The organism is Candidatus Hartigia pinicola (assembly GCA_020541205.1).
Classification (GTDB): Bacteria; Pseudomonadota; Gammaproteobacteria; order Enterobacterales; family Enterobacteriaceae; genus Hartigia; species Hartigia pinicola.
The window spans coordinates 1,954,908-1,975,873 of the sequence record CP048208.1 but is presented as its reverse complement, the minus strand read 5'-3'; the positions used below and the strand labels follow the sequence as shown (position 1 = coordinate 1,975,873).

Below are 20,966 nucleotides of genomic sequence, written 5' to 3'. Positions count from 1 at the left end.
ATAATGAAGTTAGATTACAGATCTAATAATAAATTTTGATGTAATTGTGACGCTACTTAATCATAATCAACTTAATATTATTTAACAAGTTATTAATAATTTAATAACAGGTTATAAACAGAAAAGAAATTTTGAATTTAAGCGCATTATAAATTACAACTAGAACTAGTTTTATTGATTCTTCAGTTGTTTTTTATCATTGAGAATATTAACGACCACGAAACTGTTTGAGATTATGTAACTTACACAGCAAGCTGAAAATTTTTTAAAACAATTGATGGTAGCAATTGTTATATTTTTGAGAAACAGCACATCTACAACTGAGAAGCTTTTGATCAAGTTTTTTCGAATCATCGTCTGAATATAATTAAGAATTTATCAGTAGAAGGCATATTAATTATTTTATTGATCAAATGCAGAATTTATTAAAATTTATATTATTAATACTTATACTTTATTAGAATTTTCTCATCATTATTAGATTTGTTTAAAATATATGACAAATAAATTTTTTATTATATTTCAATAGATGCAGTTTATAACAATTTGGAAAGTTTTAGGAGATTTTTAGAGATGCTATTCTTCATGCTTTAAGCAGTCCTAATTCTAGATCTAAAACATCCAGTGATTCAACTAGTATATGTATCACAAAAAGCTTATGGGTTTCCTTACTGCAATTACTTACTCTGTGAATAATTACGGTTAAGATTATTTCTAAGACAAACTAATGCACTAATTCAATTTGTTATTGTTAATTCTTTTAAAAGGGTTCTCATTTTATCTATAGCACAAATTAATAGATTTGTGGTTATTTATTTATAAAAAATTATATATAAGAAATATATTTAGTGTTAACAATGGCAATATCAAAAAACGATTTTATAATATTGTGGAATATAATCACGTTGTATGTTGAGATAATTCGCAAGATACTTAAGGGATTTTATCCGAACAAAATATAAGGCGTGAAGCATGATCATGATTTCGTTACTTATGTAAAAATAGATGTGATTACAGCATGGATTATCCTGCTTATACAAATAAAGTTTCATGTAAATGAGGGTAGATAATACAAGAGATTTTTTAAGTTTAGCATGTGTAAAATCATAATATGCTATACAGATAAAAACCCGTGGATTTAAGTATAAGATTTTGTCTATGTAAAATAAATTAGAGTTAGGTAGTTTACGAAGAAGAATTTAAATGCATTATATTATCTTGTAGTCTGGCTATATGTTGACACTCTGATTACATCAGAGATTTTCAAGAATCTATGATCTATTTATGATAAGCTGATAACTGACTATCCGTTTTAGTTATAAAGTTAGACAAAACTTTGTGAAATTTTAATTATTGTTACACTTAAAAATTTATCAGCGTTTAACTAGCATTAGGTAATCGTAATCACGAATGTAATATTTCACGTGGTGAAACTGTACAGTTATCATAAGGTAAGATTGTATAGGTGCTTATGATTAATGAAAATTTATTAATAGTAATGTATGTTCTTTAGTATTAAATAAGAATATTGGTTTTAGTTGTTTATTTAATTCAAAATTAAAATTTTTGCATTAAGAACGTAGTAAACATTGTGTGAGATTGTTAAGTACTGCATATAAAACATTTTAGTTTTAGTTTAGTTTGATAATGTTTTAAGATATGTGAAATTGAAAAATAAGTAAACTATTATCTAAATAAGTTATGATGAGGCTGAAGTTTTTATAATTTTCTAGTTGTTTAATTTGCGAAACAACTTTAATTATAAAAGTGAAGTGAACTTTAAATCACTTCTATTAATTAAATATATTGAAAACAATAATAGTTTGATATAGAGCTGTTAAAATGAGGTTTTTCTTGATTAGAGAAAGGTAATTACTACAGTTTTATTGTAATAGTACTTTTATCCAGATAATTGAAAAGCGTTAAAGATTAAAATAGTTTATTCAGAAAAATGTTGTGTGAAATCGTTAGTTGAGTGATGAAATTATATGCTTTTAAGCAATTAAAGAAAATAGATTATAGCTAGTATGTAAAGTATCTTGTTCGTATAAGGTTTGAATTAATATTAATAGTTTATAGTTAAAGTGAAATTTTTAGTCTCTCTGTTATGAAATTAGATTTCACATTTTAGATAGAAAGATTTTTATAAATAATTAGATAAATATAATATTATTAAATCTGAAATACAAATTACCGCAACATATAACTTAGATGAATAATTTGTATTAGTTCATTCTTTTGACAAAGGCAAAGTAATTTTTTCGTTAATTTTTAATGTAGAAAATTTTTATTTAATCAATACTTTCATTTCAGAAAGACAAGGTTAAATAATCAGTTGATGCAATATTTCTTCGTTGCTTACATTAGTAAGCACGTATTTAGTTACAGCCGGTTTTTAGTGTTTATATATAAAAAATAATAATGATTATTTTCATTATAGATAAAAAATTAGTGTTAGGTTTTTTTTGATTATTTTTTTGATTAATGAAATAATCTTTAGGTGCTATTTTAGGGTTTGTAAGTTAATGTTATATTAATACAAACGCCGAAATGAATATTAGAATTATTCATTTAGTGTAAGAAATATACAACAGTTCAATCCAGCTATTTAATATAATAATCTTCCTAAATTGAATTTTTATGCACGTAGTGGTGCTTTATTGAAAATACTAAAATATTAATTATATAGAGGAAAAGATGATTCCAGTCAATAAACCACCTATTATAGGCACGGAATTAGCGTATATAAAGCGAGCGATAAAAAATGGAAAATTGTGCAGTAATAGTAATTTTGTAAAACTTTGTGAAGAGTGGATGGAAAAACGTTTTAATTGTCTAAAAGTCCAATTAACACCTTCTTGCACTGCATCATTAGAAATGGCGGCAATCTTAATTAATGCTAAATCAGGTGATGAAGTAATCATGCCAAGTTTTACTTTTGTGTCAACATCGAATGCATTTGTTCTTAGAGGAACAAATGTCGTTTTTGTGGATATTCGTCCAGACACAATGAATTTAGATGAAACTAAAATTGAGGCTGCAATTACTGAACGTACTCGTGCAATTATCCCGGTACATTATGCGGGTGTTGCTTGTGATATGGATGCCATTATGGCAATTGCTAAAAAACATAATTTGTTTGTGATTGAAGATGCAGCACAAGGAGTAATGTCAACTTATAAGGGACGTGCACTCGGAACTATTGGTCATATTGGTTGTTATAGTTTTCATAAAACTAAGAACTATTCTTCAGGTGGTGAAGGCGGCGCAACGCTCATTAATGATAAGTCACTCATAATCCGTGCAGAAATAATTCGTGAAAAAGGAACTAACCGTAGTCAGTTTTTGCGTGGTCAGGTTGACAAGTATACTTGGTGCGATATTGGTTCTAGTTATTTGCTATCTGATTTACAAGCGGCATATTTGTGGGCGCAATTTGAACATGCTGAAAAAATTAATGATCGTCGCTTATTATTATGGCAGCGTTATTATGATACTTTATCTCCTTTAGAAGAAGAAGGAAAATTAATTCTGCCTATTATAGTTGATAGTGTGCAACATAATGCTCATATATTTTATATTAAACTTAAAAATATGGAACAGGGTATTGTGTTTAACAACTATATGAAGTCTCACAATATTTTGACCGTATTTCATTATGTTGCCTTGCATTCTAGTCCAGCTGGGAAAAAGTTTACCCGATTCCATGGTGAAGACCATTATACAACCCGTGAAAGTAATCGCTTAATACGCTTACCTATATTTTACAACATGTCAGACGAAGAACAAAAAACTATTATTATACGAATTAAAGCATTTTTTTCTTAATATTTTTAGAAAAAGTATTAATTTAGATGATGTAATCCATTCTAATAAAAATTATTTTAGGTCTTCTGAGTTTAAAACTATTAGTAGTTGCATTTGGATTGCGTTAGGTTATCTATCTATAAATTTCATCAGTTAATAATTATGTGAAATTTTTTATTTAATTGAAAGATTATAAATAATGTTATGAAATATGTTTTAAAGCACTATTAGAATTTTGAGAAACATAGTATGGAATTATAAATATCTTCAACATTTCTCTTCATTTTCAATATTGTTTAATTTATTTTTAGTTATTTAATAAGTGGGAAAAATAGTTTATAGAAAAGAATATCAATTAATTATTTAATCAGTTATTTATATTTAAATAGAGAATGCGTATGAAACTATTTTTTAAAAATTCTGCAAGATTATCGAAATACTTCTGGTTCATAGATAAGCGATTACTTAGATGATTAAATAAGTCTTATTATATGTTACTTATTTTACAAGTTAAAAGTTATAAGTACACATTAGTAGGCGCAGTATTAGCGCCTATATTGTTAATTTATCTACTATCTTAATTATTTGTTGTTATAATAATGTTTCTTTATCTTTATGATATCTATTATAAATCAGTTAGTCACGATAAACTTAAATAAACTTTTTGTTATATTTCTAATCGTGTTAGTAATTTTCTCCAGTTTTATGTTATTATGGAAGAATTCTAGAAGAATATTATGACTAATTTAAAAATTAACTTATTAATTAAATTGAGTATTATGTCTAATGCTTATTAAAAGTTTATCACTGCATGATTTGCGGTTGATCTATTTTTAATACTTATATATTTACAGCATAAGAACGAAATTTTCACTGATATTGTTAAAGTATTATAGTTTGTTTACTTATCGTGTTGTTTAGTTTTGTTAGTATAATGATGATACAATTTTGCTATTTGGTGAGTATTCTCCAAGAGAGTCGATTAAAATTCTGGTGTTATTTTCCTAAAAGTGGTAATAAAATACTAAAAAATTGGTGGTATTTTTGTCTGGATTCTATTTGACACAGCTAAATTATTTTTTATATTTTTTTTGATAAAAGCAGTTCAGTCTACACTATTAACAATTTTCTATTAGTTTATTCTGGAGCGTGGTGTTATAAATGGAATAAATACTTGTGTGTCAACATGTATCGTGTATTTTTCTCTATGATTTTTGTATATTTTATTGACGATACACGAGTATCAACACCTCAATAAATATACTGAGGTCTTAGAGATTTATCATCATCAAAACGGTGTTAACTTTGTGAGATATTATATGTAAAAATGTAAATGTCTATATAAGTTTCATTTTATCATAATTAATCTAGATCTTTATTTAGTACATGCTTATTCTGAGGTAAAATGTAAAATATTCAATAGAATAACAGTGATTGCTAATATCGTCATTAAATCGTGATAACACCTGGTGATGCAGTACATCTATTATAGATCATGTAATATATTTACTTAATTACATTTTTATTGATTATATTTAAACTTACAATTTGAGTAGAATATTTTCAGCACAAATTGATATGAAGAATCAAATTCAATTAAGTTTAAATTATGTTATATTTTACGTTGAATAGCACAAAAAGTCGGACGTTAATGTGTGACAATGCGAATGACTGTTATTATAATTATTAATTATATAAGATAATTTCTGCATCAGTATTGTAGTTTCTATTTTCATGAATTGATGTAACATAAACTCGGTAAACATATTAATGCTCTTTCTCTAATAGAGATCTTAGAAAAGTTATATATTTAAAAAGTACAAAAATACTAAAAACTCTTTTTTACGGATTATCAGGTAAAAATATTAAAAGAATGCGCGGAATGTAATGATGATTTAGATTTATTAAAAATGTCTAATTTAGGTTATTTATTTTTTAATTGTTAGCAAGAAATTAAAATATTATATTTGTTGAGTTATTTTATATTCCTTTTTGTTAATAGTTAAAAAGACATTCTAAAAAATTCTAAGAATAAACAGTATCTGTATTTTTTGCGGTGAGGAGTAAATCGAGGTTCTTTATTAATAAAATGTAATATCAGATAAAATTCTTTGATAAGAATAATATGTAATTCTCATCTAATCTTACAAAGTTTAAAAATTTTTTAAAAATGATAACAATTTAGCGTAATTTGATTTAAGTTTTTTTGGATTTATTGTTTTTTATCTAATTTTTATTGATTTTTTATTGAAATATTTTTATAAAAAGTTGAGTATATTCATTTTAATTTTAATATCTTCTTTTTCTTATATTTACTAAGATGTACTTTTGTATACTCTACTAATTTATATATCAGTGTTGTACTTTAATGTAGTTCTTATACTATTATAGTATTGATTTTATGTTCCACTGCTAGTGAAAAGTTTTTTATTATCTATTTCTTGATATATAAAATCCTACAAAGACTAAACTACCATAGTTTATTATAAGTAAAATCAAAACGCATTTAACGTGCTGTTTATTTGTTCTGTTTAAAATTGTGACAGTTTAAATTTTTTATAAAATAGCTTTTATTGTGACTTAATTCGTATAATCATTTCTTAGCTAGGTATGTAGTAAGTTAAACGATTTTTCTTTGCATGTTCGCAATGTTGATTATTTTTTTGTCTTTTACATAACAAGCAGGATCGTTATTATAATTGCTACATTTCATTTCTTGATCAATGTGATTATTTTGAAGCACGTGTGTAAAATTATCATTTCGTTTAGATGATTTGTATTGATATATATTATTACATAAATCACATTTTGATATAGTTTTAATTTATTGAATTTATTAGCATTGTAAAGATATTTTTGCTCTTTGAATTATTATGAATCCAAAGTAATTAGTTGTGAGACATTCTATGTTTTATATCACGACTCGTGATGCTCTCTATAAAATACTTTAGTATTAACACTTAGTTATAATAATAGAATAGAGCTTTAAATCTTATTTTTAATAATATAAGATTTTATGTTTTTATTCATTTTATTTGTGGTTGACGCTATCTGATACCATATTATTTTTTTAAATTACTTTACTTGGAATATCATCAATGAGCATTTTGTTTATTTTTATTAGAAATATTAATTAGTTCATTATTCTTATAGTGGGATACGTTCTATTTTTTTTGTTGTTATTTTTAATTAAATTAATAATGAAATAATTTCACTGGATTTATAAAACAAGTTTTAAAGAAACTCACTATTATAAAACTTCAATTATTTTATTTACTTTGTTTTAGTGCATCTGAATATGGTGATGCTAAAACACAAAGAGATTGATAAAGTTCTTGTGTAGTTTTTTTATTTTAGTGTTAGACTATCTAGGTAATCTTATCAGAATTACTGTATTGTAATTAAAATGTACAGAGTTTATTTTAAATCAGTATTCTTTTTTATTTAAAAATAAATACCATAAAACTCATCAATAAAGATATTTTTGAATAAAAAATGATTTTACAATGCAAAATATATATTGTATTACATTTAGGATTGTAAAAACATGCTATACTGTTTCAGTTATATATTTATTAATGTCTAATAATAGAAGAGGTATACCATATTTAGTAATATAAACACCATTTAAGTATTTTGTTAGTTATTAAACAGTTTTAAATAGTAACTATGAAATAAATATGATTGGTGTTTTTAAAAAAATGATATAGTTATGATAATGATGGTAAATAATAACGAAATCTTCGTTGACGTTATTTATTTATAGTAGATGTAAAATCACAAAAAAATCTTAATTAATATATAATATATGTGTATTTTAGTTACTTTTTATTTGAAATCTAGTTTCTAGATGGGATGAATCTATAAATAGATTTACGTCATATCTTAACTTTTAAAACGATAAATTTATAAAATATTCAAAAGACACTTTAGAGGATAAGTGTAGTATTGTAATTTTAATTAACTGTTTAAAATTCAATGTTTTAAAACTATTGAAATTATTCTTGAGGTATTTGAAGTATTATTTAGTTTTATTACTGATCGTATATAAGTCACTCTTTGTAAGATAGTTTTTTCTCAAATAATAAAAACATTATTTATTTGTTGTATTTATATTTTATAATAACACCTTTGAGGTGTAAGTATTGTTATTATCACTTCTTAAAATCTAAATAAATACCTACATAACACCTACCATTGTAATAAAAGTTTATGATCAAGTGGTCTGCATGAAGTACTTATAAATACATTAAGTTAAACAGTATAAAACAAGTTTAGAATCTATTTAGTATTTTTGTGTAAAAAATAATAACGCTAGATCAGTCATTATAAGATAAATATTAAAATTTTTCATTATTCTTTAAAAATTTATTAATTTTTTAATGAAGATAAAGCCTATTTTTAAACTTAATGTATGGGATCAAATTAAAAATTTAAAGTATATTTGTGTATTATGATGGTGATTTTGGTAATATATAATATACAGTATTTATTAATACTTACTTGTATTAGTAATATTTAATAAAAACACCGTTTTAGGATGCAAAGTTTTTATTGAGAATATAAACCATGCAAGTTCTTTTATTATATTATCGTTTGTTATGGTGAATTTTACAAAAGGAGTCTTAATTATTTATAGAAATATATCTTTTATATTAAAAATACTTATTAGTATTACAGTTTTTCATGGTCTTTATTGATATTCTTAATTCTTTCTTTATTAAAATGATAAAAATTATGTGAGTATTTTGATTAGTATTGATATTTAAATTACCAACTAAATATTTTCAATTCCGCTTGAGAAAATTTAGTTTCATTTTGATATTTAAAAAATAAAAAAATATTAATCTGTTAGCGTGTGTGTTTGTGTAAATATTATTGTAACTCAGTTACTAGTAATTAATTATAAGCATATATCAGATAAAAAATCTTATAAAATTAAGTTTTAAGATATTGTAACTTTTTACCAATAAGTATTTTTTTGTAAAAATCTTCTTTGATTTTTTTTACTGCTATATGATTTTTATATTTTATTTAATATATTAAATAATAATATTGCCATCAAGTTTTAAATAGATTTATATATTTTGCGTTGTAGTTATGTCTTGAAAGTTTATTATTGAATTATAAGTAATCACTTTTGAACAAAATCGCTCGTTATGTTGATGAATTTTTAGTGATTATGATTTTATTATAGGTCATTCAATTATTTATAATACTCTGATTATGATCGGAAATCAAAGTATTAGATAATAAAAGATTGAAATCTTATAAAATATAAATTACTAAAAATATAAAATAAAATATGTTATAAAGCAAGATGTGTTAGTGATAAGAAAAATTAGTGAGTTGTTAAATAAAATTCTGGATAAAATAATAAACATTAAAAATGAAGGCGGTAAAGTGTTTTATATTATATAATATATTATACTCACACCGACTCAGAATGAGTGTTGGTATTACTACATAATACTTTTCTTGAAATGATAAAGATTTTCTAGAAGGAGCGATGCAGTTATTAATTTATGGTAGCAATAAGGATTGAATATTAATAACAATATCGTTAAATCGGTATTTTATTTTTTATTTAAGGTAAAATATTTTTTCTTAATTTGATAGTATAGTAAACATGTTTTGATTTTTATAGTTTCTTTATAATTGCTAGTAATATCATATCAATCCTAACTATTCTCATCTGTTTTATTAATTATATTATTATAGTAAAGATCAAGTAATAATTTAAATTATTTTTATTGTATAATAAAAATATAAATTCGATGAAATTAAATGATTAGTTATTGTGTTGTAATTATATATAGAATATGAATAGTTAAATAACTTCATTAATAAATTTCTATATTATATCACTATTTATTAAGTACTCATTAAGTATTTTAAAAAATATAATTTTAAGTTTTGATTTAAGTTTCTGTTGTTAAAGGTATCAATGAAATTATGTATAATTTTTATAAACAATAAAATTTACTATTTTTAAATGAATTTACTACTTAATTATGACTTACATCTCTAAAAAATTTAACATATTTAAAATATTATTATGAAGCATATTATTATATTCAAGGAGAACAATCTTCTCTTGATATAATTGTTATATTAGTGTTATAGATTGTAAGTACTGTAAGAAGTTATGTATTTTATTTGATGATAAATATTTGATTGAATCAGAATTCAATATAATTATTTAGTGCAGTTTTAATATGAAAAATAAAAAAAGCTTTTATATGAAGTGTATAAACAAAATAAATTTTATATCGCCTATTTATTAGATATCAATAAGAAATGTTATTATTTTTATGTTTCTTATTTTTGAGAATAAATATAATTTCTATTTTAGTTTTTACTGAAAAAAGTATATTTTATTGCTGTTTAAGTAGATTTTGTTATTTTTAGTGACTCAAGAACCCTGTTAGTTATTGTGATACAGGATTGTATTGATCATGTATATCCTCTTATCAATGCAATGAAATATTTTTACTTTGATGAATATTGATAGCATATCTTTACGTATTAAATTTTTAAAATATTAAAAATTTTTATATTTATAAATTTATAGAACTGAACCTCCTTATAATATCATGACTTATGATTAAAATTTATATTACACATAATGCTAAAGGTTTTCTTCTCTTTTAAAAATATTCTTTAAAATATGATCATTTTAAAAATTTACACTTTTTACGTAAGATTTAATAGTCAAATGCACTTTCGAGTAACTAAAGTATATTCTTTATGTTATTGTTGTATGTCTTTAAATTAATTTCTATTAAATGTTATTTTAGATTTTTTTCAAAAATTATATATTAATAGTTTATATTTGTATAAAAAGAAACCGTTAGAAATAGAGTTAAAACTATTTTGAGGGTATTAAAATATAGTTTATGAAAAACTACAATAAAAATAAAAATTATTTCACTAAAACATATGATGCTTATAATTAATATTATATTTAATTAAATTATACTCATAAATGGTGACAATACCAATTAAAGCGCATGGATTATTTTTAATGTTTAAAAAAATTTCTTATATTAAATGTTTATCAATAAAATATTTATAATTCAAGAAAAAGATTTTAGATAGTGTTTATCATATACTGAATATATATAAAGTAGTGCACATCAGGCACTCTATGTTTTTTACTATTGTTTATAAGTATATAATATTAAAAGATTTTTATAAAAAAAATAAAAAATAAAATTGTGTTATTCGTTACATTGCTTATTATTACTTTCAGTAATAATTTTATTTTTTCTACAAAAATATTAAAGAATGTAGTTTATTTTTTTAAGAGCATTAATATATTTGTTCAGAACAAAGCGTATAGATTCTGAGATTAAATTTTTAGTTTCGTGAATTTGTTTAGGATTATCTTTAATATCAGTATGAGTAAAATATTAATATTATTTTAATAGAATAAAAGTAGTATAAATAACTTTTGTATAATGTTAATTGTTAATAACATTATTATTAATCATCTTATTATTTTTATTTCGATTATTCTATAGTCTTAAAAATAGCACTATTATTTTTTTACGATATAGGCGAGTAATTTTAAAGAACATTAAAGCATGACATATTACAAATATAAATATCTATTTTATATCAAGACTGTTATTAGATGCTTATATTTTATTAAACTTTATTAGATTAATAATTTTGATCAATATTTAATCTTATAAAAGTGCATTCTCTATAATTCAATTTAAATTTTATTTCTTCGAAATAATTTTTTTTGAACATTAAGATAAGGAATACTTCTATTCTATAATTTGTTTTACTTATTTAACATTCACATTGTCTATCCTATTTTTTTTAAGTTACTTTCTTTTTCATCAACACAGTTAAGTGAAATACTTACTTCTAATTAGATATTTATATTTTACTGGATGATTTATTCATCATCAAAGTTTTTATGTTACTTTTATAATCCCATTTAGGATCTTTAATACCACTATTTTTTTGTAGTACATAATCTTGAAGAACAAAAAGAACATATTTTGAAAGTATTAAAAGCGCTGGTACGTTAAAAACAATTAGCATAGCAGCAGAAAAGTCAACAAGTTCCCAAATCGTTTCGACTGGAATTATTCCACAAATCATAACTAAAGAGCAACAAAGGATACGATAGAAGTAAGTTGCTTTATTATTATTAATAATCCAGTGCAAATTCACTTCGCCATAATAAATATCTGCAATAATAGATTTAAAACCAAAAAGTACCATTGCAACAAAAACGACATGTTTCCCCCAGTCACCTATGCCAAGATTAAATGCAGTCTGAGTAAGTTCAACGCCTGTTTGACCGCTATTTAAAGCTCCTGTAAGAAGAATAGTCAATGCGGTACAGCTACAGATAATCATAGTAGTAAAAAATGTACCAAACATAGCCGAAAAACCTTGTGTGACAGGGTGATTGACTACAGCCGTAGCGTGCATACTTGGTGTTGTGCCGTTTCCAGCATCATTGGAAAATAAGCCACGAGCAACTCCATATCGGAAAGCCATATAAATAGTATAACCAGCAGCGCCTCCTGCTGCAGCATTAAAATTAAAAGCTGATTTTACAATTAGTATTAAAATAATAGGTAGTTCTCTGAAGTTTAGTAATATAATAAACAGTGACAAACTAATATAACTAATAGACAAGAACGGAACGAAAAAAGCAGAAAAATCACTAATACGTTTAACTCCACCAAAAATAATAACTGACACTAAACTTACAAGTATTACACTTATCCATAATGGATTAATGTCTATAACTCCTTTTGTTGCTAATATAACTGAATTACCTTGAACCATAGGATAAAAAAAACCCATACTAATAATCATACTTATTGAAAATGCAATTGCTAATGGTTTGCAGTTAACACCTTTTGATATATAGTAAGCAGGCCCGCCAGAGTATGTGCCATCTTTATTACTTTCTCTAAATAAAATAGCAAGTGTAGCTTCAGCAAAACTAATTCCCATTCCAAGAAGTCCCGTTACCCACATCCAAAAAATAGCACCAGGTCCTCCAGATGCTAAAGCACTTGCAACGCCTACTAAACTACCGGTGCCAACTTGACTACTTAATGCTCCGCAGAGTGCGCCAAAACCAGATATATCTTTTTCATTAACTGATTTTTTTTTATCCGTCAATACGCTAAATAGCTGTCGAAAATAACGTATTTGCGGGAATGACAATCGGACAGCAAAAAAAATACCAGAGCCTAAAAGTAAACCAGCAATAAGCCATCCCCAGAATACATTATTTATTGATTGTAAAAATTCCATGTTTTCCTCTTAGTTTCTTTTATGGAGAGCGGTGCAATCATCTAATTGTTATCTCTATATTTTAAGGGTTATTTTTGAAATCATGCTATGATTTTAAAATTATTAACTTATGTTAGATAAATCCTTTGTTTATAAATATTTAATATAGTTGTTTTTTTAATCTTAATTAATAAAATTTGTAATTTCTATTGATGTCTAGAGTATAGCATAATTTTTTATGTAATTTATTTCCATAAAATTATAAAGAAATCTTAATGTCTTTAGTATTGAATACAGTTGAAACAAATAAGATATTTATTTTGGAATGTGGCACTGGATATTAAGATATACTTATGTTTCAGTAAATTTATTTTCTATAGAAAAAGAAATGTTTGCATAAATAATCACTATAGATTACATAATAATATTTTATATAAATAACTGTTAAATAAAGTACAAAAATATATATAGCACACTAAAACTACATTATGTACTATAATGATTAATCAGATACTATTTATAAGTTTTAATAGTGATAAATATTGAAAAGGTATTTTCTATTTGGTTGTTCAAGTCACTTGTAATTTTCTTAGGAAATAAATAGATTTTAGTTTACAATACAATATTGTGTAAATGTTATTTAGCTGTGAAATAGAATTCATTATTAATGTTATATTTTTATATTGTTTATGAAGCATTGTGTTTCATTTTTCCTCAGTCATCTATTGAAACATGTGTCAATCTTTCTTTTTTATTGATGAATTTTTAATAGATTAAGTATTATCATAATCACAATCCATAAGATTTATAGTGTTAACAATGAGTCAGTGCTAATTTTTTATAAATAGATGTTTGAAGTAAATTTTTTAATATAAAAATAACTTTTATATTTAATAGCTCAAAATATTAAAAAATCATTTTATACTAGAATTAGTGTTAGTGAAAATATAAGATTATTAAATTGTCTAGTTATGTTAAGATAAATTTTTTTTAATTTAAGTAATTTATATTGAAATTAAATTTTTAAATAAAATAAACTATCCACTTTAATAAGTATTAATCTAAAATATTTTAGATAAACTTTTATATTTTTTGAGAAAGTATTAATTTTTTATTTAATAAAGTAAATTTTTTTATTTAAGATAATGAATAATTTTAAAAATTAACATTTAATCCTTAAAATTGATCACTAATGTTTTTATTGAAAATATAAAATTTTTTAATTGTATTTATAAAATGTACTTAATGAATGAATTTAATTTTAAATAATTAATCTTTCGATTTGTTAATAAGTAATAAGTAACAAGTAATAAGCAATAAGTAATAAGTTATAAGCCATACATTGTTATATATTTTATTTGTATTTATATTTATAATTTTCATTATATTTTTATATTTAACTTAATAAAGATAAAAGTATCAATTACATTTTAATAAAAATTTTATTACAAAAGAAATATAAATAACTATATACTATGATATATTCATCATCTTCTAATAATTAAGAATAAATCAACTAATTTATTATAAAATAGTTATTAAAATATTTGAAATGTCAATGATGTTAGTTACTTAATTATTATAATTATTAGTTAAATTTAATAAAATCAACTTGAAATTATTGTAAGTAATTACAATGATTTTAAATCATAAAGTAAGTAAAATATATTTATTATGTAATATAAGATTGTAATGTTATTTATTTTTATAATATAAAAATTTATTATTTTTAATAATTTTATAAACATCAAATATATATAAATATATTACACTAATATTTAGTGAAATTGATATTAGTTAAATTTTATATAACTAATAAGTATATTTTTATGATATATATTCTATATATTTATCGGTTATAATTGAAATGATTTTTTAATTTATACGTAATATAATTGATATTACTTAATTTGTTTACTAATATAAAAATATTAAAAATATTATAATTTTATGTAATTATTTATTTAATATTTTAATATTATATAATCTATATGTTATTCAACTTTACATTTTTATTGATATAATAAATATATTAGTCAGACAATTTTATATTAAAATAAAATTTGTGTAAGTTTCAGATACGGATTTAAATTAACATTTTTGTATAATATGGATAATTTAAAATTTTTATTATAAAAATTTATAAATAGTGAGTAATATATGTTGGAGAGAGAAAATCTAATAAATATTTTAATTATATATTCATAACAATATGAAGAGTTAAATAATGTTCTTAAAACCTTTTTTTATCAAGCTAAAATCTATAATACTAAAAATACATTATAATAGATGTTAAAAATGATATTATATAATTTAAATAATAGAAAAATTATATTATAATAAAATTTTTTCATTATTTTTAGTATACAAGTATGATTTTCTTGACTAAAAATAATCTTAGTAAATAGTTATAAGATGATCAGTTCACTGTTTTTGATAAAACATATTATACACCTTACATAATAGTTAAAAAGTAACATCTTCGTAGGTTTTTAAATTTTACTTCTAAACGTCACGGAATGAAACGTGTATGTAATTATTAAGAAAACATTAAAACATATATACAATTATAAAAAGTATATGAATATATTCTTATAGAATATGTTAATTTTGTAATTTTTTGTATTTCTGTAACACAATACAATATTTAATGCTTGCATAAATCTTTAAATGATTTTTTTTAAATTAATATAATAATTTTAAAATTTGGCGTATTTTATTTTTTGAAAATACGTAAGTTTGTTAATTTTTTTACTAGCACTAATTAAATCTTATGAAATCTAACATTAATAGAAATTCTATTAGATTTTAAAGATCGTAATTTTTATTAAGCAGTTATGTAACGTAATAATAAACCTAGTAATTAAAATAAACTGTAATGAACATCACTTCCTAAAATAAACTTTATTTAAATTAAGAATTTCAGTAACTTACTCAATTCTTAAAAATATTTTTTATTTAGATACATATTTAGGATATAAAGCACTACAGTTCTTTTTGAAAATATTTATTTCTGTAATCCAATGGTAATGATTGCAAATTCTTTCATAATACGTCGATATACTTCTCGTTTGAAAAAAACTACTTGTCTCACAGGATACCAATAACTAACCCACCGCCATCCATCAAATTCTGGAGATGTATTTTGATGAACATTGATATTTGATTCATCGCACTGTAGTTGTAATAAAAACCAACGCTGTTTTTGTCCGATATAAATCGGTTTTTTATCCCAACGTACTAAGCGTTTAGGTAATGTATAATGTACCCAATTACGAGTTGAAGCTAATAACTTGACATCCTGACTTTGTAAACCAACTTCTTCATGTAATTCACGATACATAGCTTGTTCTGGTGACTCCCTCAAGTTGATTCCTCCTTGAGGAAATTGCCATGAATGCTGACCATAGCGGCGGGCCCATAAAATTTGTCCTTGCCGGTTACAAATTACAATTCCTACATTCGGTCGGTAGGCATGATTATCGATCACCAGAGATTACCTCTATATCTAAATTTATAAGATTACTAATTATTTTATACATATATTAATTTGTAAATTTATATAGATAAAATCATTAAATTATCACTAGATCAATTATTCGATGATACAATTAAAATATATACTATGAGTTAGATAGATCAATTATAAATTAATAATCTTATTAAACGAAATAATATGTAGCATTACAGATATATCAATATAGTTTGCATATATTTACAAAAGTACTACAATGAAATGATAATTATTATAATAGATTACTATAATGTATTGCAGGCTAAAATTACTCTCTATTATCTGATTGAGAACATAGTAATATAGTATTTCATTTACTTTTTTACTCTGTTATTTCTTTCATACTCCTCTAAAATTTTTACTATATTAGTCAAGCTGAAAATTATGTAGTCTGTATTATATAATATATTATTTGTTCTGTTATTTAAAATAAAATCATATCTATAATTCTTAGATAGATTTTATTCTTATTTAAATTTACACTTGCATTATTTAAGTGTAATTTTTTTTCTCTTATGTAGGAAAGAATATGCTTAAAAATTCGAGAAATAAAGTGTTTATTATACTTATATATTTTTTATTTACACACTATGTACTTGCAGAAAAAGCTACGTTAACTGTCTACACTTATAATTCGTTTACTTCTGAATGGGGACCTGGCTTGCAAATTAAAAAGAATTTTGAAGCTAAATGTGATTGCAAATTAAAGTTTGTTTCACTTGGTGATGGTGTTGCATTACTTAATCGTCTTCGCATGGAAGGAGAGAAAAGCAAAGCAGATGTTGTTCTAGGACTTGATAATAATTTAATTGATTCAGCTAAAAGCTCAGGGTTATTTGTATCGGCTGATATTAATACTGAAGTCATTAATCTACCTATTGAGTGGAAGGATGTGACCTTTATTCCTTATGATTATGGCTATTTTGCATTTATTTATGATACTAATAAAATTAAAGAACCACCAAAAAGTATGGATGAATTATTAAATAGTAGTGAACCGTGGAAAATTATTTATCAAGACCCTCGCATAAGTAGTCTAGGCTTAGGTTTAATATTATGGGTTGAAAAATTGTATGCTGATAAAGCTTCTGATGCATGGCATAAAATAGCAAGAAAAACACTGACTGTTACCAAAAATTGGAGTGAATCTTATGCTTTACTTTTAAAAGGTGAAGGTGATTTTGTATTGAGCTATACTTCATCGCCAGGTCATCAGATCTTTAATTATCAGAAAAATAATTATGCTGCTGCGTTATTTCATGAAGGGCATTATATGCATATAGAAGTAGCGGCGAGACTTAAAAATAGCTTGCAACCTGAGCTTGCTAAGCAGTTTTTAAAATTTATGTTAACGCCTGAATTTCAAAGCGTATTACCAGTAAGAAACTGGATGTATCCTATTCTTAATATTCCATTACCAGAAGTTTATAATTCGTTGTCATTACCAAAAAAATCTTTGCAATTTAGCTCAACAGAAGTTACCAAAGAACGTAAAAATTGGATTCGTTTATGGCAAAATGTCGTCAGTCGTTAATCAATTGGTCACTCTTACCAGGAGCATTAGCTTCCGGATTATTAATGACAGTAGCATTGCTTGTATTTTTTTCACTTTGGTTTTTTTCGCCAAAATTATCTATTAATGAAATTTTTAGTGATATTTACATTTGGCATGTTATTAATTTTACTTTTTTTCAAGCGTTCTTATCAGCATTTTTTTCTATATTTTCAGCCATCTTTCTTTCAAAAGCGCTTTATCGACGTAGATTTCCTGGAAGAATGTTATTTCTACAAATCTGTGCAATGACCTTTGTGTTACCTGTAATTGTTGTGGTATTTGGGATTTTATCTGTCTATGGACAAACAGGTTGGTTATCGCAATTCTTTCAATTATTTGGTTTGAATTATACTTTTAGTGTTTATGGCCTTCCAGGGATTGTGATGGCTCATGTTTTTTTTAATATGCCGTTTGCAACACGTATATTGCTGCAATCATTAGAAGATATATCAATAAAACAACGTCAAATTTCTTCACAGTTAGGATTAAATGAATGGCAAAAATTTCGCATTTTGGAATGGCCTTATATACGTAAACAGATGTTACCGACTGCTGCTTTGATTTTTATGTTGTGTTTTGTTAGCTTTTCTACAGTACTCGCATTGGGTGGAGGTCCAGCTACAACGACAATTGAATTAGCAATATACCAAGCATTAAATTATGACTTTGACCCTAGTCGCGCCACGCTACTTTCTTTAATTCAATTATTTTTCTGTATTACTTTAATGTTTTTAAGTAAAAAAAATAATACTTCATTTTTGATTAGTTATAGTAAACATAATTATTGGTGCGATCCTGCTGATAATTTATTTACTTGTCTTTACGATTCAACATTAATTATTACAGCCATTTTATTATTAATTCCACCACTTTTAGCTATTGTTATTGATGGGTTAAATAGTCAAGTTATTCAGGTATTCAGTCACGGTAGTTTTTGGCAAGCCACTTTAACATCATTATTTATTGCTATCTGTGCGAGTATTTTGTGCATTTTTCTGACGATGATGTTGTTATGGAGTAGTCGTGAATTATTTTTAAGACGCGCAATCAAACTGAGTCAAGCTATAGAAATAACCGGGTTAGTTATTTTAGCTATGCCTGGAATTGTACTATCAACAGGTTTTTTTATTTTTTTTAATGCAACAATCGGTATACCTCAATCTCCTTATATATTATTAATGCTTACCAATGCCTTACTTGCTATTCCTTATGCGATAAAAGTATTAGAAAATCCAATGAGAGAACTTGCTGAACGTTATAATGTATTGTGTTATTCATTAGCTATTACTGGTTTTAATCGTTTGTTTATGATTGAACTTAAAGTATTAAAAAAACCTATCTCGGAAGCACTCGCGTTTTCTTGTATAATCTCTATTGGTGATTTTGGTGTAGTTTCTTTATTTGGCAATGAAGATTTTTATACTCTACCTTCTTACCTTTATCAACAAATCAACGGTTATCGTATAAATGACGGTGCAGTAACAGCAATGTTTTTGCTTTTATTGTGTTTATGTTTGTTTTATTTTATTCAGAGCATGTTGAGCAAAGATCATGATTAAATTAAATCAACTAAACTACCAGTATGATAATATGAATATGTTTTTTGATTTTTCTATGAACTCTGGGGAGCGTGTGTCTATAATGGGACCTAGTGGCGCAGGAAAAAGCACTTTACTTGACTTAATCAGTGGTTTCAAATTTTCAACAAGTGGCTCGCTTCAACTAAATGGTAAAAATCATACTTGTACTTCTCCAGCTCACCGTCCAATATCTATGCTCTTTCAGGATAATAATTTATTTATGCATTTAACTGTACAGCAAAATATTGGATTAGGATTACACCCTGGTTTACGATTACATCAAGATCAAATAGAACAAGTTAAAAATATAGCTTTACAGTTTGGTCTTTTAAACTTTTGTAATAAATTGCCTAATCAACTATCAGGTGGTCAACGACAGTGCGTGGCACTTGCACGTTGCCTTGTCCGTCAGCAACCGATTTTATTATTAGATGAACCATTTTCTGGACTAGATCCTGCTCTGCGCAGTAAAATATTATTGTTAATTGACAACATTTGTAAATTGAAAGATATTACATTAATCATGGTTTCTCATAATATTAAGGATGCTTTACAAATCTCACCTCGTACATTAGTTATTTCTAATGGTGTTATTGTCTACGATGGTAGCACTCGTGAATTATTCTTAGGAAAAAGTTCAGCCTCTAAATTAATTGGAATTATAAAAAATATTATATAAACTATTAATATCTTAATATAGTAAGTGATTTTCATAATATTTTTATGTATTTCAGTCAGTATTGTTTACTGAAAAAATTATATGTTTAATTATAGCTAGATAGATATTTTAAAAAGCTTCATGCTCTTGGTTAGGCAATGACTAAAATATTTTTCAAAAGGTCTGGATATATTATTAGAATTAGTTAGATGTTATTTTTATGATCGTTAGTTACTGATTAAATATTATTTAGATAAATGAATAATATCACTCTATTCTGTTTTTTAAATTCTTTGAAAATTGATTGGAAATCTTTTCAAGATCATGATTTGGATATATTTTCTCACAATGAAAGACATTAAATACCGCTATGAGTCAAGATATATATTCATAGATTTAGCTTGTATTTCTAAACTGCTAAAATGTACACGCCACCGGGTATATCTTAGTTTATTTTATGTATTTTTTTTGTTTAATCAAAATATTTTTATGCTAAAATTTAATTCGTGCTAATTTTTTAGAAAAATATCGTATATTACTATTTTGAACTTTAAAAGAGGAACATAGTTAAAAAAT

6 protein-coding genes are annotated in these 20,966 nt (G+C 24.1%); 4 read left to right on the top strand and 2 right to left on the bottom strand.

The window, feature by feature from the left end; translation table 11 throughout:
• The first annotated feature begins 2,697 nt into the window (after positions 1-2,697).
• Positions 2,698-3,828, top strand: a complete 1,131-nt coding sequence (gene rffA, locus GFV14_RS03590) for a dTDP-4-amino-4,6-dideoxygalactose transaminase (protein ID WP_457914293.1) — start codon at positions 2,698-2,700, stop codon at positions 3,826-3,828.
• A 7,872-nt stretch (positions 3,829-11,700) separates the two neighbouring features.
• Here the strand turns inward: rffA and GFV14_RS03585 are convergent.
• Positions 11,701-13,104 carry an alanine/glycine:cation symporter family protein gene (locus GFV14_RS03585; RefSeq protein ID WP_457914292.1) on the bottom strand — a complete coding sequence of 468 codons (1,404 nt, stop codon included), beginning with the start codon at positions 13,102-13,104 and terminating at the stop codon, positions 11,701-11,703.
• A gap of 2,986 nt (positions 13,105-16,090) precedes the next feature.
• A complete protein-coding gene (gene rppH / locus GFV14_RS03580; RefSeq protein ID WP_457914291.1) occupies positions 16,091-16,573 on the bottom strand; it encodes an RNA pyrophosphohydrolase in 483 nt (160 codons plus the stop codon).
• A gap of 553 nt (positions 16,574-17,126) precedes the next feature.
• Here rppH and thiB point away from each other — a divergent pair.
• Genes thiB through thiQ form a run of 3 tightly spaced genes read left to right on the top strand, consistent with a single transcriptional unit; the run spans position 17,127 to position 20,411 of the window.
• Positions 17,127-18,131 carry a thiamine ABC transporter substrate binding subunit gene (gene thiB, locus GFV14_RS03575; RefSeq protein WP_457914290.1) on the top strand — a complete coding sequence of 335 codons (1,005 nt, stop codon included), beginning with the start codon at positions 17,127-17,129 and terminating at the stop codon, positions 18,129-18,131.
• Complete coding sequence (gene thiP, locus GFV14_RS03570) at positions 18,107-19,711, top strand: thiamine/thiamine pyrophosphate ABC transporter permease ThiP (protein WP_457914289.1); 1,605 nt, start codon at positions 18,107-18,109, stop codon at positions 19,709-19,711. Before thiB ends, thiP begins: the two co-directional genes overlap by 25 nt.
• A complete protein-coding gene (thiQ, locus tag GFV14_RS03565; RefSeq protein ID WP_457914288.1) occupies positions 19,704-20,411 on the top strand; it encodes a thiamine ABC transporter ATP-binding protein ThiQ in 708 nt (235 codons plus the stop codon). Before thiP ends, thiQ begins: the two co-directional genes overlap by 8 nt.
• Positions 20,412-20,966: the final 555 nt, after the last annotated feature.